This window comes from Streptomyces sp. NPDC002156, assembly GCF_053593675.1.
The window spans coordinates 28,986-47,763 of sequence record NZ_JBSFDA010000042.1; the positions used below are offsets into that span (position 1 = coordinate 28,986).

An 18,778-nucleotide genomic window follows, 5' to 3' on the forward strand; every position below is an offset into this window, starting at 1 on the left:
CCAGCCCGCACCTGGGCCCACCGCGACCGAGGCCACACACCCGGCCCCCGTAGCTCAGTGGATAGAGCAGGCGCCTTCTAAGCGCTTGGCCGCAGGTTCGAGTCCTGCCGGGGGCGCAAGTCTCAGCTCTCCTTCGGGGAGGGCCTTTTTGCTGGTCAGAACAGGTTTCACTCGTACGCCACAGCCTCGGACACTCCCCCGATGATCAAGGGGCAGGTTCCGGGGCTGTCCGGCTGTCACCGGGTTTTTGCGGGTGGCTGTGTCGAATACGTGTCGAAGTTTTCGGCGAGAAAGCTCAGCCGGCGTCGGGCAGTTCGGGGAGGCCAAGGCCACCGGAGTCCAGTTGTGGCCGATCAGGCAGGAATCCAGCCAGGCCACTGCGGAGGGACGTTGCTCGCAGGGCAGAGGCCGGAGTCGCCTGGATAACCGTCCAGCGTCCCTCTGCTCGCGAAGAACCACCATGCCAGTCCCACCGTCGCAGCAACCACCAGCAGCGTCGACAGCGAGACACGAACCACCCTCCGCGGGCGGCGCACCAGGCGTCGGCCGACGGCCCACGCCACAAGCCCGACAAGTGCTTCAGCTCCCACTACGAGAGGAAGCAGGAAGTTGAGTTCAAAGCGTCCGCCGGAGTCGTAGCCCGCGTCACAGTACGCGCGCGCCCAAACGGTCAGAGACCAGGCGCCGCAGCCGACAGCAGCTCCGAACAGGGCGGAGGCCGCCCAGGGGAGGCATGAGTCGGGTCTCGACTTGGCTGTGTCCACGGGATGACACGACATCGAACACGCCGCATACGGTTCCACGAATGGGCGGGTACCCCTGGAGGACGCCGTCGACATCGTGGCTGAGGCCGGTGGGGGTACAGCGAGGCACACGCGCGCATGGTCGATCGACGCGCCCTCCGTCGTGGCTGGCCTTTCGTCGGCTGGGGTTCAGACGGGCCGCATTTCACTCCGAAACCCCAGCTCAGGTGCCTACGACTACTTGGAATGCCAGCTGCGGACGACAGTCAGGCAAGGTGGGCTGTTTGTCCCCGCCTAGGACGTGCGCCGGAAGTGGATCACGCGCATAGGGTGTCGGGATGTCACTGAGCCGCATAGTCCTCTCGTCTGGTCGTTCGATCGAGCTCATTGAGCTGCGGATGTCGTCGACCTACGGGGGGATGCTGGAGGGTTACCCGTGCAAGCGCGTCAACGACATGACGGTCAGCGGTCTCCAGTGGCAGGCCGAACGCGCGTTTCCCTCCACGCCGTTCCATCTCGTTCAGCCCTCCCGTGAGTACCCAGATCAGACCGTCGGCGCCTTCGGCCCTGTTGAGGTGCTGCCTTCCGTGGCTTGCATCGGTACCTTCGGCTCGACAGCGGTCGCTCCTGAGCTCGACCCTGTGCTGTACCGCTCCGCTCTCGTCGTGGCCTGGTTCCAGGCCGCCCCGGATGTCCCGTCGGGTGAGGATGCTGATGGGTCGCTTGGCAGCATTCGCTGGGAGGAACTGGCCCAGGACTACGAGCTCTAGCCTCGCGCTTTCGCGAGTGGGCTGGTCCGAGTCTTGATCAAATAAATGGAGAGTGCTGCTGACCTGCAACGATGGGACTTGTCGAGGGTCCTGTCATTGCAAGGAAAGAAGCACTCTCCAGGTGAAGGTGCGACACGAGGTCGCGTGTGCTGAGTGGACGCTCTTGGAGAGGGGGTCGGCGGTGACGCCGATGACAGGGTAGTCCCGGGTTCGTGTCCGATGACCCGTCCCCGCCTGGACGTGCGTCGCTGGCAACGGCGGGGTGCGAAGCTCCAGGAAGAAGCCCAAGGACCCCCGTTCCACCCGGGGGTGACAGGCAAGGGGAAGGCCGGACGGGCGAACACCAGTGAACCCTCGATGACGCCTCGTGAGAGAAGCCCCCGCCGGTGGGATGCAGCAGCGGGGTGAAGGGCGGGCCGCTGTGAGGCGGCAGGTGCCGGGCGGATGTTTCACGCTGCCCGGGTGGACACCGCCGCCCCGGGGCATAGAGGGCGCCCACCCCGGCCGCATCTCGCATGCGCGGAACGTGGAAACCCCGACGGAGGCCGCTGCCCTTGGCGGGGCGGCGGTGGGCCGACCGTGAGGAAGGCTGACGTCTCCGGCGGGACAGGACGGCTCAAGAAGCAAATGCCGGTGGGCCGAAAGGCCAGGGGAAACCGGGACAGCAGGTGCAACGGTCTCTCCGTTGCGGTCCTGGCCAACTCGCCGGATACCGGGCCCTGTTGCCCGGGTCCGAAAGGACGCAGACGTGAGCCGGGTGAGCCTGTGGGGAGGGACGATGGCAACAGCGGCAGTACCGAAGGACAAGTTGGACGCCCCGGCGATGGTCGGGGTGAACGGACCGGAGGGCGGCTTCTTCGCGGACTGGGACAGCATCGACTGGGACCGCGTGCAGGAGAACGTACGTCGACTGCGCCAGCGCATCTTCACGGCATCGAGGGACGGGGACCTGGCCAAGGTCAGGAACCTGCAGAAGCTGATGCTCCGGAGCCTTTCCAACACGCTGGTCAGCGTGCGGCGGGCGACGGAGGTCAATGCCGGACGAAAGACAGCAGGGGTGGACGGGCAGGTCGTGCTCACCGCCCCGGGCAAAGCTGAACTGGCGCGCTTCATCCAGCAACGCGCCAGTAGTTGGCGGGCCCGTCCGGTCCGGCGGGTGTTCATCCCGAAGAACGGGGCGGGGCGAAAGCGCCGCCCGCTCGGCATTCCCGTGATCATCGACCGGTGCCATCAGGCCCGGGCGGCGAACGCGCTGGAGCCCGAGTGGGAGGCCCGGTTCGAGGCGAGGTCGTACGGCTTCCGCCCGGGCCGGGGCTGCCATGACGCGATCGGGGTCATCTACAACACGCTGAACGGGAAGAACCCCGGGCGCGTGTGGATCCTGGACGCGGACCTGGCGGCGGCGTTCGACCGTATCGACCACGACCACCTTCTCGCCCAGCTCGGCACCTTTCCCGCCCGGGACATGGTGCGGCAGTGGCTGAAGGCCGGTGTGGTCGAACGAGGCCGGTTCACCCCGACCCAGGAGGGGACGCCCCAGGGCGGGGTGATCAGCCCCGTGCTCCTGAACGTCGCTCTCCATGGGATGGAGACGGCCGCGGGCGTGCGTTACTACCCGACCGGCCCCCGTGCCGGTCAGAGCATGCCCGACAGCCCGGTCGTGGTCAGATACGCCGACGATCTGGTGGCCATGTGCCACAGCCGCGAAGCGGCTGACCAGGTCAAGGCGCGGCTTGCCGCATGGCTTGCGCCGAGGGGGCTGGTCTTCAACGAGGACAAGACGCGCATCGTCCACGCGGAGACCGGCTTCGACTTCCTCGGATTCAACGTGCGCCGCTACCGAAGCGGCAAGCTGCTGATCAAACCGAGCAAGACGGCCGTCAAGCGGATACGGGAACGGCTGCGCGAGGAGGTCCGTGCCCTTCACGGCGCCCCGCCCCTCGCGATGCTGCGGACGATGAACCCGATCGTGCGCGGCTGGTCGGCCTACTACCGGACAGTGGTGTCCAAGGACATATTTGCCTCCCTGGACAGCTACTTGTGGCAGCTCACCTACCGGTGGGCGCTGCCCAGGCACCCGAAGAAGTCGAGGCACTGGATCGTTGACCGGTACTTCGGCCGCTTCAACACGGCCAGGCAGGACCGATGGGTGTTCGGCGACCGGGAAACCGGCGCCTACCTCGTCAAGTTCGCCTGGACGAAAATCATCCGGCACCAGCTGGTCAAGGGCACGGCGTCCCCGGACGACCCCGCCCTGACCGACTACTGGGCCCAGCGGCGACGCAGGACCGCCCCGCTCCCTCTGGACCGGGCGACCCTGCGACTCCTGCAGGAGCAGAAGGGCCGCTGCCAGATCTGCGGCCAACTGCTGCTGCACGCCGACCGGTCTCCGCAGTCCCCGACCGGGTGGGAGCAGTGGCTCCGCACCACCCGGACAGCGATGAAAGCACGTCACATCGCCTATCAGGGAGTAGGAACGCCGGGTGGGGTGCAACTCCGCCTCGCCCACGCCTCGTGCATCCGAAGCAATAATGCGGACAGTGCAAGACATCAGCACACCCGAGAGCCTTCAGGGCTTGCTTGAGCCGAGATGCCCGGAAAGCGGGCACGTCCGGTTCTGAGGGGGCCCTGGTGCAGCAATGCACCGGGGCTACCCGACAAGAGTAGCGGGTCGTACCCGCGTGTCCGTGTCGAGGGCGGCGGCCGTGGAGTTGTTGCCCAGGCCGGGGCCGTGCTGCTGGTCGAGACGGTCCGCAAGTCCGGTCTGGACACCGTGATATCCGCTGCGCTGGCGCCGTGGCGCAAGCCGCGGGCCGTGCACGATCCGGGCAAGATCCTGCTGGATGTGGCCCTGGCCGTCGCACTCGGCGGCGACTGCCTGGCCGACGTCGGCATGCTGCGCGCCGAGCCGGACGTGTTCGGCCCGGTGGCCTCCGATCCGACCATTTCCCGCTTCGTCGACGCGCTCGCCGCGTCCGGCCCGAAAGCTCTTGCGGCGATCCAGGGCGCACGTGCCGAAGTGCGACAGCGAGTCTGGGAGTTGGCCGGGGCAAGCAGTCCGGCCGCCGACGGCCAGGTGACCGTGGACATCGACGGGGTGCTGGTCCTCGCGCACTCCGAGAAGCAGGACGCCACCCCGACCTGGAAGAAGACCTTCGGTCATCACCCGCTCGTCGCCTTCGTCGATCACGGCCAGGACGGGTCCGGGGAGCCGGTGGCGGCCCTGCTGCGGCCCGGCAACGCGGGCTCCAACACCGCCGCCGACCACATCGAAACCGCCCAACTCGCCCTGGCCCAGCTACCCAAACGCCTACGGCGGGGACGGCAGACGCTGATCCGCACCGACTCCGGCGGCGGCACCCACGCCTTCCTCGACTGGCTCTCCCGGCGCGGCCGGTGGCTGTCGTATTCCGTCGGAATGACCATCACCGACGCCATCCACCAGGCCGTGCTGAAGATCCCGAAGAAGGCGTGGACGCCGGCCTACGACGCGGGCGGCACCGAACGGCCCGGAGCCTGGGTCGCCGAGATCACCGACATGCCCGACCTGAGTACCTGGCCCACGGGCATGCGACTGATCGTCCGCAAGGAACGCCCGCACCCCGGCGCCCAGTTGCGCTTCACCGACCTCGACGGCCTGCGGCTTACCTGCTTCGCGACCAACACAAAAGGCGGCCAGCTCGCCGACCTCGAACTGCGTCACCGGCGTCGGGCCCGCTGCGAGGACCGCATCCGAGGCGCCCGCGCCACCGGCCTGCGCAACCTGCCCCTGCACGACACAGCACAGAACCGGATCTGGCTGGAGATCATCTCCCTCGCACTCGACCTCCTCGCCTGGATGCCGATGCTCGCCCTGACCGGCCAAACCCGCTGCTGGGAACCCAAGAAGCTCCGGCTGCGACTGTTCTCCGCCGCCGCGCAACTCGTGAACACCGGCCGCCGCCACTGGCTCCGCCTGCCCGCCCGATGGCCCTGGACCGACGTCATCAGCCACGCGATTCTCAGGCTCCACGCCCTGCCAAACCCGGACTGACCAGCCACATCGACTGTCCCGACGACCCGCACCACCACACCGGTGAACTGGAACCCGGCGCCCATCCGACGCGAGAGCCGGGCCCTCGTCCTGCCCCAGCCCCGGAAAAACCGCACCACACAAACACAGAGTCCCCGTCAGCAAACCAACGAGGACTCATGAACGATCAAGGCTAGCTGCCGAACAGACCGAGGGGTGATCAGTCTGTGTCTGAATCGTCTACGCCGACTTGTCAAGGAACTCGTAGGCCCTGACATCAGTGCCTGACACCAACAGGCACGGACAGCAGCGGTCGGAGCCGGACCGCAGCGAACCATCCCACTAGGTACAGAGACGGTTGACCGAAGGCGACGACGCCCCGTGATCGACCTGATAAGGATGAGGCCAAACCTCAAAGCTGGACACCACGCGGGGCGTCACCGGCAACCGATGGGCGGCGTCCCGCCGGCTTGACTCGGCCATTGAGACTCCGCCGACCGCGTGAACATCGCAATCCAGAGTTTCCGCGTAACTACTCTGGGCTTAGGTATAAGATCAGGAAGAGGGCGAGTTGGTTCGCCCATCACGAATATTCAAACAATGCAAAGTGGCGGCCACTACCGGCCAATTGATGCGCGCAAGGTGACGCTCTACGCTAAAGCGCTCAACGAGACGGTCGACCAGGGAGTCAACCCAGAGATGATCACTCCAGCGACGGCCACTAAAGATGAATGAGCGCCGCACAAGAACCTGAATGTCGATCTGTACCTTGAAAGCATGCACCGAGAGAGGGTCAGCTCCTACATAATGCGCCAAGTAATCGAACGGCATTGGTGACCCTGTACCCCTAAATTGCACCGAGATCTTCATTTGGAAGGCGGGTCCGGAAATTACGAGATTGGAATTATCTTCCCTCCTAAGGGTACTCCCCGTCGGTAGCGTGAGCTCGAAGTGATGGAAGTATCCGCCTGGCCCAGTTTGCATGACTACGCGCCCGCCATCTGGGGGGTCATCGTCGAAGCGAAACGCATCTCTATCAGCCATGTCTCGCGAGAAGAGCTCTAGGAACCGATTAGCCAGAAGTACGTCCGGCAAGTCATTCCTCTCGTAGGTGCGCAAGTCCTCCTCCCGCCCGGAGTAACCATTAAAATAGTCCGCCAGGTGAGTGGTAACATCCTCCAATATGGCATATTCGTAAACTTCGCGAATCAATTTAGCGCTGGCGACGCTCCGGATATGCATCTGACCATTCACCCGTTGCCGCATTGATTCCAGCGGTTCACGCTCCCACTGTCGACGCAATGCCGGGTTTTCCGCAAAGGCCCCTTCGAAATGTCGAGCGACAGTCTCGGATGCATTATATTTGGGGATGGGGACCATCTTGTGATCACCATCGATGATGAACGTCGAATTGATGTCGGCATTCAATCTGCGATCGCGAGTATGTCTCATGAAAATATAAACCAGACAAAGCAGCGTGCATGCCGCCGACGCTACAGCAACGGTTCTGTTGCTAAGCCATTCCATGGAGAGAGAGGAGAAAACTCCGATTGAGAACGCAAGGGCAGTCGCCAGCACCACAATTTCGAGTACACCCCATTTCGCTTCCTGTAGGCGCTCAAGCAGTTTTCCTTGACGGTCCATGGCGATCCCTCCCGTGCGTTGACCAGGCTGATTGTGCCGTAGCTCGAGCACCTATGTGGTGTGGATGAGGGGTACGGAGGCGCCGTCTAGCATGTCCGGCTCGACGAGTGGCGGGAGTCGACGAGTGATTGCCGCTGGGCCGTCTCTGGGCGTCCGAGGCTGCTCAATGACGACCGAAGGCGACCACTGGCGACCGTCGTCGTAGGCGACAGTCCTAGGTCACCCATGTCGATCTGCGACCCTGGACGGGGATATGCCTGCACCCGAAGAGCTGACGTGGCCTGATCCCGCGCACCGGGAGCCGTACCAGGCGGGTGTTTATCTGCGTGACAACGCCGACGTACAGCGGCGGACGAGCACGGACGTCTGCGGACCATCAGCGCAGGCAGGGGCACACCGGCCCGCGGCAGAGCCCTCCCTCAAGTTGCTTCGGGACAAAGCGGTCAACGCGGAATCGCCTTGGAGCCTGAGTCATGGTGGCCGTAAAGTCGCGCCGTCCCGACAACAGGTGCCCCGGGGCGCCCGAGGCGAAAGCCGAACCGGTGGGAGTAAGAGGCGGCTCACGGGGTGGCCGTACGAGCGTGGCGCGCGATCGGCGTCCTGAGTAGTCCCCTCGGACCCGGATTGTACAGCAGAGAAGTACAGCAACCACAGCAACTGACCATGGCCAACAGTGCCCATCAACTCCCGTTGAGCAACCTGTATGACCCTCAACGCCCGATCTTGTTTGAGCTACGGATCAAAAGGTGTGGCCGTGGTCTGCGCACCATGGCCACACCACAAGCACACCAGATCGAGCGGGGAATCACGGTGCAAGCGGCCCACCCTCGCGAGGCCTCACTGTGACCGTCCACTCAGGTCAGCGCCAGAACAAACCGCAAAAGCTCGCAGCTTCCCAAGCTGAGGTCCCCTCGTGAAAGCGAGTCTCGCTGTCAGACCTGCACTGTACGGTCCGCTCCATGGCTGAGAGACCAACAACGAACTGGCGCGAGGGCATAGCCCAAGAGGCCGCGGAGCTTGCCGCCGGCACCCTGGATCCGGGCTGCGCGTGCATGGGCGAACTGTTCCCCGACGGGCTCTTGCTGGAGACCGACGCCGCCCTCGACACGTTCGAAGCTGAGTTGCCCACGCTCGCCCAAGGGCACGACGCACAGATCTTCACCACGGTGGAGCGTGTCGTCCTAGCCCTGAACGCGGTGAACGAAGCTCACGACGAATCCGCCTTCGAGACCGACGAACGCGAGCAGTTGTGCGCCTACATCGATGAGGCCCTTACCGAGCAAGGAATCGACGTTGCAGCCCTGACCGCCAGGCACGGGCTCGGTCGGTACGCGCTCACTGACCGGTGGCGAGACTGGTGAACAACCCCTCATCGCGAGTCAGGTTGGCTGTGGTCCGTCTCAGTTTCCGTCTCATTCAGTCCAGTTCACCGACGTTCAGCCAAGACCAGAAGCCGAGACCCACCTGACGACGGACCACCGATGAACGCAGGTGAACGGCCCTGTACGAGCGCCAACACCCCACCACCACAGTTGGAAAGCATGTTGGCGTAGGAGCAGGGCCTGTACTGCACCCGGTCTGCGATGCGTGATCAGCTTGGGGTGTGGAGACCATCACCGCCAGTGCCATAGCCGTCCTTGGAACCTTGCTCAGCTCGGGGCTCACACCCTGGCGTTTCAGCAGCACACCACCGACAAGGGGCACCAGTTCACCCGCCGTGAGAGGCTCCGGCAAGAGCGACTCGACGCCTACTCCACCTACGCTGGCGCGCTCATCAACTACCGCCGCTGCCTGGTGCATCTCTGGTTCTGCGAGCACGAACAACCACCACCCGAGGACCCCAACAAGGTGCGAATCCGCGCCTACGACCTGCGCTCCAACGCCCAAGAGGCCCTCTTCCGGGTGCAGATGCTCACCGATGACGAGGCCTTGAGCCAGGCGGCAGAGGCCGTACTTGCGGACGTCACAGCGCTGTCCAGGACGGATAGCAGGACCGATCTTGACCAGCGCAGAATAAAGACCCGTGACGACATCAGCCGACTGGTCAGAGCATCCAATCGCCATCTCTGAGACGCTTTTCAACGCGCCTGCTCGCACGGCCGGTGTGTCGGAGCCACGCGGGGAAGGCCGCACCACAAGCGCACCAGATCCAGCGGGGAGCAGAGGGGAACCACGGGGAAAGCAGCCGTGCCCGACGAAGCCCTAACCCGGCCATTTGCCCAGGTCAGCGCTCTAGCAGGCCGCAAATGATCGCAGCTTCCCAAGCTGAGGGCTCTGAATCTGTGATCGCGGTGCGGCCATCGCAGTTTGCTCTGGTCGACGACAGACACCGACAGCGTGGCTGAGGTCCGTGGGGGGTGCAACGAGGCACACGCGCACCTGATCAGTCGGGACACCCACGAGCCACGGGTGATTCGCTGCGCCTTGGCCGGCTCGTCACCTCAAGCCGAGCACGTCGCCTACCAGACGCCACTTCCGTGTTTGAGATGTGAACGGTTTCCAATCCGACGAAACCAGCGCGCCGCCAAGCAACGGCCGAAGCCAGACACGTTGCAGTGCAACCGCACAAGCAGTCGGCGCCAATGGCTCACGTTCCACGAGCATCGATCGACGAGTAAATGCCCTATCGTGGCTACGTGACCGACAACGAATCCAGGCAAATGTCACATATCGACGAAGATATCCTCACCGCCGAGGAGAAGGAGGAGTTGGCCACGGCGGAGCCACAGGCGGCGCCAATCACGTACACGGGATCCGACTTCGATGTACGCGGTCTAGTCGATCGGATGACACGTGGGGATATCATCATCCCTACTTTCGGATCGAGTGATAGCTCGCCAGAGATGGCCGGGTTCCAGCGTGACTTCGTATGGAGTCGCGCGCAGATGGACCGGTTTATTGAGTCTCTCCTTATGGGTTATCCGATCCCGGCAATCATGCTAGTTCAGCAGTCTGACCGCAGGTACTTGGTCCTCGACGGGCAACAGAGGCTGCGCACTCTGCGCGCCTTCTACGAAGGCGCGTTCGCCGATCCGGGATTCTCGCTCGAAAATGTTTCTGATCAGTTCAGAGGGCTTAGCTACAGGACACTCTCAGCCGACCAAAGAAGGATGCTGGACGACACATTTATCCAGGCAACGATTATCAGAACAGATGGAACAAACGAATCACTCGAGGCGATCTATCAGATTTTTGAGCGGATTAATTCTGGAGGTACGGCACTAACACCCCATGAGATCCGTGTCGCTCTATACCCAGGCGCACTCGTGGAGTTCATCTCGCGCCTTAACGAGAGTGACAACTGGCGACATCTTTACGGAGGACACTCGCTGAGACTGCGGGACCACGAGCTGATCCTGAGGATCATGGCTCTGTACTACAACGCACCCGCTTATCGGCGACCGCAGAAGGTATTTCTGAATATTTTCCTCAGCGAGCATCGAGAGCTGGACCAAGTTGATGTCAATAGATTTGAGTCCCTGTTCTTTCAGGCATGCAACCTATTGCTGAGTTCGGTAGGCAGGCAAGCCCTTCGCCTCCGAGGGCAGCAGATAAATTCTGCGTTTGCCGAGGCGCTATTCGTTGGCCTTATGCGCCGATTGGAGAACGGCACCGAGCCGCCTCAACAGGTAATCGTCGAAGCGATTGAAGGCCTCCACTCTGACCGCGAATTTACCGCTACTGTATCCGGGTCGACCGGAAGCGAGGAAAGTGTCCGAAGGCGAATTGAAATCGCGACTCACCACTTTTCCAACCTCTAGGGGTGTCGATGGCTTCCTCGTGGCCTCCTCGAAACATAACACCCCTTCGACAGTCCCTAGATCCTCTTGCGGAGTGGGTTAAGAATCCACCCCCAGGAAGAACGGATGACGAAAGAATCTGGCTTGTCAGGTTCTTCCTTGTCAGGACGTGCGGGTACCTTGAACAAGTAGTCAACGAAGTAGTCAAGGCTTATATCCACGAGAGATCTGGTGGGCTAGTTAGGACCTTTGCTAATTCCTGGTTAACCAAGAGCAAAAACCCCTCACCCGATAACATGATCGATCTGGTTGGGCGTTTTGATGGTGCCCTGCAGGCCGATTTGATGACCCTTCTAGACGCGGAAGACCAGCGTCTAAGGAGAGAGATCTCCCTTTTGATGGATAGGAGGCACAAGATCGCGCACGGACTGAATGAAGGATTGACGGGATCAAAGGCTTACAACCTATACGAGTCCGCCATGGAAATTGCCGATTGGTTCTTGAATAATTTCAACCCTCACCCCCCGATCCGGAAGCAGTGAGACCCCAGCCGGCCGGCAGATGTCGCTTAGCAGCATCTACTCCTGGTCGTGCCTCCCCCAGGGCTCTCACCGCACCTCAAGCGCACCAGATCGAGCGGGGGGGGGTAGCGGGGAGCCACGGTTGAGACGCGCCGACACGCCGAGCCTCATTGCGGCCATTCGTGCTGGGTCAGGCCGAGAAGTCGCTCCAGAGTTCCGCAGCTTCCCAAGCGGATGGCAGTGGCGCGAACGGGTCGAGGTTAAATGGTGTTTTGTGCAGCCCTGGGCGACGGAGACACTTCGAAGACCTTGAGGCCCTTGGCCAAGGCCCGGAACTCCATACTTGCGTCCACGCAGGCGAGAGTGACTTCGCCGGTCACCATCTGCTGGATTTTGATGGCCTGGCGGATGATCTCGTCGTCGGGGATGGACAGGCGCTGATGGCCTTCATCATCAAGGAGTACCTCAATGGTCACCTTGTCCCGGACCGGGGCGGGAAAGATCTGCCCAGCGGCACGATGCTTTTCTCGGAGGCGCTTGAGAACCTTGCGTGCCTTGTCACCAGCGGTGGTATTGCCTGTGTCCTTGAGCTTGTCAAGCTCCTCGACCACGATGATTGGGACCACCAGCCGCACGGGCCCCTTGATGCCCATCTTCGTCGGCCATGCGAAGTCGGTGAAGATCTCCCCCTGAATGAAGGCCGAGGTGTCGGTTACGACGATGGCGCCCGGATGGCTGGCGAACTCCCGGATGCGAGCGATCTGTACGAGGGCAGCGTCGATGCGGCGGACTTGGTTGTCGACCTCGCCATGTATCAGAGGGTACGGACGTGGCGTGGCTTGGACGATCCTGCGGATTTCCCAGTAGGCCGCTGTGTAAAGGCCATCCGTCATAATGTCGTCGGCAAACAGGCTACGAAAGTGCCGCTCCGCGTCCTCGACCCAGGACAGGTAGCCGTCCCTGGCCGATACGACCGCCGTCGTGTTGACGATGCTCTGACACTTGTTCTTCAGTTGCATGAGGGTCAGTTCGGCAGTATCCGACAAGCTGACATCACCAAGTCGCATGCCTGCACCCTGTCAGCTCAGAGAACGGTCTGCACCTGAGATAGAGGGATGCCGGGGAGAGAGCTCGGGCCGTCCCTGGGCCGTCCGAGGTCACTCAGCAGTGGCCAACAACGACCAATGATGACCCCTCAAGCGCATACGCTCACTGCCCTGACCAGCGAAAACCCAGCTCGCCAAGGTCGGTAGCAAGACCCAGGGCAAGAAGAAGTAGGTTCACAGCTGTGAGCCCCCGAGTTGAGCGACTGCCGGACCTCAACCGCCGTTCGAAGCCAGGGCTGTTCATCGCTTGACACGGCCGCGGACGGCCAAGACGGTGAGGCCGAGGAGGGCAGGTTCCACGAGACGGGTGGTCATCTCGATCCAGGAGCCCGGAACCGTGAGGCTCTGCCCCGAAGAGCGGAAGACCACGGAGTTGAAGACGATCGGAGTGGCCTTGCCGATTCTGTCCCAGGTGATGCGCTGGCCATAGGGCAGGCTCAGTCGTGGGTCAGGCGTGTCAGTAGCCAACTGCAACTGCTGTCCGGCAGCTGGCAGAGTCCCGGTCGTCTTCGCCTTCGGGGAGTCGTCGGGAAGGCCCCAGAGAGCGAGTGCAAAGACGCTCGCCGACATCAGGATCAGCAGGGAAGCAATCGCTCGGGAAGGGCGAAGTCCGTATCCGGAGACGGCCCAGTACAGCCAGAGCAGCCGACGTACCCAGCGACTGGTATTGGTGACGTCGTGTCGGCGCATCTCCATCTCGCCGTAGTAAAAGTCCGCCGCGCCTGGCTCGTCCTTCGCGTCTTCCAGGCCCTTCCGCAGCTGCCGGTAAAGCGCGGACACGTCTTCAGTTCCGGGTTCGTTCTGGACCGCGGAGGGGGGAACGCGGGGTTGCCACTCTGGCCAGTTCAGTCTGCGCCAGTACTGCTCCTCCGCAAGCGTGCGACGTCCGGTCCAGCGGTAGAGCCCACGACGGCCGCCAAACCTCCAGCCAGCCGGGGGCTGGGCAAACCAAGTCCGGCCCCGCAGCTGAAGCTGATCTAGGTGGAAGGCACCCGTGAACCGGCATGAGGTCAGGTCAGCGTCGGTCAGCACCACGTGCGTGGCGTCGACGCCACGCAGCGAGGCTATCTTCGGATACGTGCTGTCCGTGGGGTGAGCCGCGATGAGCGTGCTCTCCGCGGTATTGGTTCCTCCCCAGGGTATCGGCGCATGCGTGATGGCGAACGGGCTGACCAGGCTCGCTTCCTCAAGATGAACGGTCGCGTACCGGAGGAGCAGCGACGCGGACGAGTCGAAGATGGTGCGCTCGCATCGCACTAGGTGGACCGCCGCCTTGATGGTCACAGAAGCATGGAACCGGGCTTCCACAAGGTTTAGCGCCTGCGTGCAGACAATCGGGCCAAGCTCCCTCGCCGCCTCGAAGGTGGATGCCGCGAAGATCGCGTCCTCGAAGACCGTGCCGTGGAACTCGGTGATTCCCTTGAAGACGCACCGGCTGAAGCGGCCGACGGCCTGGAACTTGGCGGATTGGAACAACGCCTGTTGCTCAAATACGGACTGGTCGAACTCTGCCGTAGCCGCGAAACCTGCCCTACGGAACTCGGCGATCTTAGTGAACACCGTACGGCGGAACGTCGCCGAGTCGCCCTGCCCACGCGTGAACTTGGCGTCGGTGAACCGAGCCGTATGCAGGAAGACGGCGTCCGTAAAGTCGCCGCCTGTACAGAACTCCGCATCGGCGAAGACGGCTCTTCCAGTGAAGTCCACGTCCGAGAAGTCAGCTGAGTCGGTGAAAATCGACTGCTTAAAGGTGGCCTTGCCGACCGTCGCCCGGCCTGTCCTGGCGTCGGTCACGGCATCCCGTAGGGCCGACAGGTCAGCCCGGCTGATCAAGGTCCCGCTGTGATCAACGTCCGCGCCCGAGCTAAGGCTCGCGAAATAAGCCGCCTTCTCCGTCGCGCTCGCGTGAGCCATGCACCTCCCGGACGCAGGCAGCTGTCGCCCGCGGCAGGCGTCGGCCGCCGCATCGCACACCGGATAGCCAGGGTTCACCAGCAGATCGTTAAAGGTGGTGGTGGCCACGCCGTACTCCGCATCGAGGAGGGTGAGTCGCGCCGCAGGCAGCGCCGCGAACCGGCACCATATCGGGATCTGAACCGGGCACTGCGAAGAGCTCCGCTGGTCTGGGGCGAAGGAGAAGTCCACCACAACGGCATCGCGGCCGGAACTCGTTGACCCCGCCGAGCTGATCGCGGATCTGTACTCGGTGACGTGCTCCTCGTTCTAGGACTCAGGGCGCCGGTAGGCCGCCTGATCTAGCCCGTCAGACAGGGGTCAGGCCCCGTGGACTATCTGTGGACTGGCCGCAGCCAACCCGATCACGGTGATGCCCTGACCAGCAACATTGCCCAGGACTCAACGGGCCTCCGGAGCCGTTGCGCTGCCGCAAGCGGACCTGTAAGCGCGTTTCCGTAGCCGCTGGGAACCCTACCGATCAAGGCGACCGATCAGCAACAATCGGAGGGTGGACGTCACGAGCATCATTGCTACTGCCTCTTCCACCGTGGTTGGCATAGGTGGAATTCTGGTGGGCTACCGAGGCATGCGGCTGGCGCGGGAATCTACTGAGGCTGTTGCAAGAATGAACGTCACTAGCCAGAAACGCTTGGCCGAAGAGGCACTCCGGCAGCGACGGACCGAAGAAGCTGCCGATCGGCTCCTGAGCGCGCTGGAAGGCGGAGAAACGCCAGCCACGGCCCCGGACCGGGAGTGGCCAAGCCGCCTGCGATGGACCGCTTGTTACAGCGATCGCACCGCTCACTTGGTCGACCAGTGGTATAAGGAACAAGACCCTGAATTGATCAACTACTTGGCGGAACAACTGCGCAAGCAGCTCCAGAGGGAGTTCAAGGGAGAGGGAGAGAATTCCTCTTAGTCGCTAGCAACCCTCCCGACAAATGCTGGCCGACCGACTCGGTAGTCAGGTGGGGCGCATTTTGAGTGCGCCTCGACAACCGCCCTGCGCCAGGTCGCGTCGAAGGTCGTGCTGCTCATGGCCTTTGCGGTGGTCAGACAGTAGTCGGTGAGCGCAACGATTCCCGCTCGGCTGGTCTGGGTATCGCTGAGGGTGCCCCGACGGGGCGAGCCGTCTGAGTGCAGCTTCGAAGGTTACGTGAGTACAGGTGGGGGACTCGTGGCGCGCCGCAAGACCGTGATGCAAGTGCTCGCTGAAGCGTACAAAGCGAAGCAGCAGGCGAAGGCTGCGGAGTTGAAGCGTGCCCAGCAGAAGGAGCAGAGGGCAGCGAAGGCTGCTGAGGAGCGTCGGCGCAGTCAGAAACGGGAGGCCGCCAAGGCCGAGGCCGAGCATGCCCGTCTGGTAGCCGCAGGGGAGAAGCACCTCGAACGGGAACAGGCTGCCCAGGCGCGTGAGGTTGCTCGTATCGAGCGGGAGTTGGCCAAGCGCGAAGCCGAGCGCGAGCGTGCTGCCGAACAGCAGGAGCGGGAGCAGGCCCGCGCCGAAAAGGAACGCCAGAAGCAGGCGCGTGAGACTCGCTTGGCTCACTTGAAGGATGATGCAGAGCAACGCACGCTCCAGGCCCAGGAGCGCATGGCGGCGTTACAGGCTGTGCTGACAGACCGGCCCAGAAGACTGCAGAGTTGGCACCCGTATGTCGAACAGACATTCGCTGAGCAGGGTCCGCAGGCCGTGGCAGACGCCGTGGAGGAAGTACTTCGTGGCTCGCCAGTGCCTGAGGGGTGCCGAGCGGGTGCGGGAGCAGCCTATGTTCCGGAGGCTCAGCGGCTCCTCATTGAGGTCGAACTGCCGCAGCACGAAGTGGTGCCGGCCGTGACGGCGTACCGAGTCGTGGCACAGCGAGTCGAGATCGTCGCCCAACCGCGAAAAGAGGCGGAGTCCAAAGAGGCATATCGCACTCTGGTTGCCCGCCTGGCCCTTCGGGCACTGGACGAGGCGTTTTCAACCACCCCACCTGGGCTCGTCACGACTGTGGTGTTCAACGGGCATGTGAGTGCGAAAGATCGCGCAACCGGGCGGCCAGTAAGGCCTTGCCTTGTGAGTGTGGTCGCCCAGCGCGAGGCCTTCGACGAACTCGTCCTGGACGAGCCCGAGCTAGATCCACAGCGTGGCCTCAAGTACCTCGGCGCCGTCGTCTCCCGCCATCCCCACGACCTCGAACCTGTGCCCCCAGTCGTGGAGATCGACCTGTCGATGTACCGCATCACTGCAGATGCTGGCGCCGTGGCAGGGCTCGACAGCCGACCCGACCTCCTGCAGATGGATCCCTACGCCTTCGAGCGTCTCGTACGCGAACTGTTCGAAGCGATGGGCTTCGAGACCTGGCGTACCCAGGGTTCTCGGGATGATGGCGTGGACGCCGTCGCTGTAAAGCGTGACCCGGTGGGGATCACGGTCTTCGCCATCCAAGCAAAGCGGTCGAAGAACGCGGTACCCGTTGAGACGGTCCGCGCGTTGGCAGGAGTGATGCACGACAAGGCCGCAAGCCGCGGAGTACTCGTAACAACCTCATGGTTCGGCAAGGCAAGCGATGACTTCGCTCACCGAACAGGCAGGATGCAGCTCATCAACGGACGCAACCTGAAGGCTCTACTCAAGGAGTACCTGAACATGGACGTCCTGATCGGCCTCCCGAAGACCCCTCCCGGTTGGCAGCCCTCAGACGTGCAATGAGCCGTTCAGACAGCTGGCAGTAGCAAGCCGCAGCCCTGCACCACAACGCACCAGTATGACGCCAAAGAGAGAGGAACCCGGATTCCCGTCCGAGTCCCTCTCCCAGCGCAGGTTGAACGGGAGGCTGTACCAGCGCCCGCCTTGCCGGCCGTTCCCCTTAGATGCGGTGAGGTCCGCTCGCCTCCAGGAGGTGACCGCGGCTGGTAGCCACACGAAGTACGTCTCGCAGGGCTTCGGTCAGTTCCTTCGCCAGGAGCTGCATGTCCTCCAGGCTGGCGTGCTCGTCGCCGAGGGTTTCCGCGGCCTGCTGCAGAAGTTCGGCCGCCGTCCCGAGTTGCACCGATTCGATGTTGTCGGCCAGGCGGGACATGTAGCCGTCCCTGTCGTCTGTGCTCAGGAAGCAGGGCTTGCCCTCCGGTCCCGACCATGGGAGAAGCCGCAGCTCGTTCTGTGTCGTCATCCTTGCGTCTGCCTCTCGTCGATCACGTGGTGGGTGGTGAAGACGGCGTCAACGCGATCCCCCGGGAACACCAGAAGCGCGGCCTCGACCACGCGCCCGGCGGCGTCGGCGGCAACGCGTGTGATCGCGAGCACCGCCAAGGTGGGGTTGATCCGGAGGGTGGACGCCTCATCTGGTGTGGGGAGGCGGGCGGAGACCGTCTCCCGGACCTCCGACGACAGAGGGCTCAGCACAGCAAAGCTCTCTTCTGTCCGCACGTATGAGGGGCAGTCACCGAGTGCTTCGGTGGGCTCCAGGTCGCGCGGGATATAGATGCGGGCCAGGCTGTGCGGGGACTCTCCCTGGTAGCTGATGCTGAGGAACTCGGTCAGCGGGCTGCCGTTTGGAACTCGCAACAGGGCTGCCAGATGCCCGTGCGCCTCGATCGCAGTGGCGCGGTCCGTGACGCGCAGAGCCGTTTCAGCGGCTGTCCACGGGTCCAGCGTCCCCCAGCCGCCGACATACATGATCTTGCGGAGGCGGTGGCGGACGAAGTTCCCCTTGCCGTGGATCTTCTCGACGAGGCCTTCCCCTTGAAGCACCGCGAGAGCGCTCCGCAGCGTCGCCGTGCTGACTTTGTACTGGCCGGCCAGCCCGACTTCAGACGGAAGGCGTTCGCCGGGCTTGATGTGACCGGTCGTGATCTGACGCCTGAGGTCATCGGCGATGTCGTGATGGCGAGAGGGCACGGTCTGTGTCACCGCCTTCTCAGCATCCACACGGCGAGGAGCCGGGTCCGTGTGTGCATGGTCAGCAACTCGCCCGACTCGAACAGCAGTTGCTTGGCGCCTTGGGGCAGCTGGAAGAGGTTGCTCACCCGGCATGCCCGGCCACCGACTTGGATGACGTCGCCGCGCTGCACAGTGGTCGAGGTGATCTCTACGGGCTGGGAAATCAGCGCGCCGGTGAACGCCCGTTGCCTCACTGCTGCACCTCCGCAGGCGTGGACTGGTTGGGCGCCGCGTGGCACGGGCAGTCGCACACCTCGTAGATCACTGGCAGGTCGACCGGCGCCACCGTCGGGGAGGACTCCGCGCAGGTGGGGTGAGTGCCGATTCGGCATGCAACCGATCGGTAGGGGGCGGGCGAGGCGTC

15 protein-coding genes and 1 tRNA gene are annotated in these 18,778 nt (G+C 63.4%); 10 read left to right on the top strand and 6 right to left on the bottom strand.

Going from position 1 to position 18,778, the window contains the following annotated elements:
- The first annotated feature begins 43 nt into the window (after nt 1-43).
- From ACWCRB_RS19265 to ACWCRB_RS19280, 4 genes are all read left to right on the top strand, one after another.
- A tRNA-Arg gene (locus ACWCRB_RS19265) sits at nt 44-116 on the top strand.
- Nucleotides 117-1,081: 965 nt separating this feature from the next.
- A complete protein-coding gene (locus tag ACWCRB_RS19270) occupies nt 1,082-1,513 on the top strand; it encodes a hypothetical protein (RefSeq protein WP_450997189.1) in 432 nt (143 codons plus the stop codon).
- 778 nt (nt 1,514-2,291) lie between these two features.
- Nucleotides 2,292-4,097, top strand: coding sequence for a group II intron reverse transcriptase/maturase (gene ltrA / locus ACWCRB_RS19275; RefSeq protein ID WP_450997190.1), 1,806 nt, complete (start codon nt 2,292-2,294; stop codon nt 4,095-4,097).
- Between the two features lie 33 nt (nt 4,098-4,130).
- Nucleotides 4,131-5,546, top strand: coding sequence for an IS1380 family transposase (locus ACWCRB_RS19280; RefSeq protein WP_450997215.1), 1,416 nt, complete (start codon nt 4,131-4,133; stop codon nt 5,544-5,546).
- Nucleotides 5,547-6,080: 534 nt separating this feature from the next.
- Here the strand turns inward: ACWCRB_RS19280 and ACWCRB_RS19285 are convergent.
- Nucleotides 6,081-7,169: a hypothetical protein gene (locus tag ACWCRB_RS19285; RefSeq protein WP_450997191.1), complete on the bottom strand. Its 1,089-nt coding sequence runs from the start codon at nt 7,167-7,169 to the stop codon at nt 6,081-6,083.
- Between the two features lie 959 nt (nt 7,170-8,128).
- Here ACWCRB_RS19285 and ACWCRB_RS19290 point away from each other — a divergent pair.
- The 4 genes from ACWCRB_RS19290 (at nt 8,129) to ACWCRB_RS19305 (ending at nt 11,451) form a co-directional block, all read left to right on the top strand.
- On the top strand, nt 8,129-8,530 hold the full coding sequence (locus ACWCRB_RS19290) for a hypothetical protein (protein WP_450997192.1): 402 nt from the start codon (nt 8,129-8,131) through the stop codon (nt 8,528-8,530).
- A gap of 226 nt (nt 8,531-8,756) precedes the next feature.
- On the top strand, nt 8,757-9,239 hold the full coding sequence (locus ACWCRB_RS19295; RefSeq protein WP_450997193.1) for a hypothetical protein: 483 nt from the start codon (nt 8,757-8,759) through the stop codon (nt 9,237-9,239).
- Nucleotides 9,240-9,805: 566 nt separating this feature from the next.
- Nucleotides 9,806-10,930: a DUF262 domain-containing protein gene (locus ACWCRB_RS19300; protein WP_450997194.1), complete on the top strand. Its 1,125-nt coding sequence runs from the start codon at nt 9,806-9,808 to the stop codon at nt 10,928-10,930.
- Nucleotides 10,931-10,938: 8 nt separating this feature from the next.
- Nucleotides 10,939-11,451, top strand: coding sequence for a HEPN domain-containing protein (locus ACWCRB_RS19305; protein ID WP_450997216.1), 513 nt, complete (start codon nt 10,939-10,941; stop codon nt 11,449-11,451).
- Nucleotides 11,452-11,690: 239 nt separating this feature from the next.
- On the opposite strand, the gene ACWCRB_RS19310 is transcribed toward ACWCRB_RS19305, so the two are convergent.
- On the bottom strand, nt 11,691-12,497 hold the full coding sequence (locus tag ACWCRB_RS19310) for a PIN domain-containing protein (protein ID WP_450997195.1): 807 nt from the start codon (nt 12,495-12,497) through the stop codon (nt 11,691-11,693).
- A 279-nt stretch (nt 12,498-12,776) separates the two neighbouring features.
- Nucleotides 12,777-14,558 (bottom strand): pentapeptide repeat-containing protein, encoded by a 1,782-nt coding sequence (locus ACWCRB_RS19315; RefSeq protein WP_450997196.1) that lies wholly within the window; start codon nt 14,556-14,558, stop codon nt 12,777-12,779.
- A 442-nt stretch (nt 14,559-15,000) separates the two neighbouring features.
- Here ACWCRB_RS19315 and ACWCRB_RS19320 point away from each other — a divergent pair, with 442 nt between their 5' ends.
- Both ACWCRB_RS19320 and ACWCRB_RS19325 read left to right on the top strand, forming a co-directional pair.
- Nucleotides 15,001-15,411 (top strand): hypothetical protein, encoded by a 411-nt coding sequence (locus tag ACWCRB_RS19320; protein WP_450997197.1) that lies wholly within the window; start codon nt 15,001-15,003, stop codon nt 15,409-15,411.
- A gap of 258 nt (nt 15,412-15,669) precedes the next feature.
- Nucleotides 15,670-17,184 (top strand): restriction endonuclease, encoded by a 1,515-nt coding sequence (locus ACWCRB_RS19325; protein WP_450997198.1) that lies wholly within the window; start codon nt 15,670-15,672, stop codon nt 17,182-17,184.
- 157 nt (nt 17,185-17,341) lie between these two features.
- Here the strand turns inward: ACWCRB_RS19325 and ACWCRB_RS19330 are convergent, their stop codons facing one another.
- The 3 genes from ACWCRB_RS19330 to ACWCRB_RS19340 are packed head-to-tail and all read right to left on the bottom strand — an operon-like array spanning nt 17,342 to nt 18,608.
- Nucleotides 17,342-17,644: a hypothetical protein gene (locus ACWCRB_RS19330; protein ID WP_450997199.1), complete on the bottom strand. Its 303-nt coding sequence runs from the start codon at nt 17,642-17,644 to the stop codon at nt 17,342-17,344.
- Entirely contained in the window at nt 17,641-18,384 is a 744-nt protein-coding gene (locus ACWCRB_RS19335) for a GntR family transcriptional regulator (protein ID WP_450997217.1), read from the bottom strand. Before ACWCRB_RS19335 ends, ACWCRB_RS19330 begins: the two co-directional genes overlap by 4 nt.
- On the bottom strand, nt 18,381-18,608 hold the full coding sequence (locus ACWCRB_RS19340) for a hypothetical protein (protein WP_450997200.1): 228 nt from the start codon (nt 18,606-18,608) through the stop codon (nt 18,381-18,383). The genes ACWCRB_RS19335 and ACWCRB_RS19340 overlap by 4 nt, the downstream gene beginning before the upstream one ends.
- Nucleotides 18,609-18,778 lie beyond the last annotated feature (170 nt).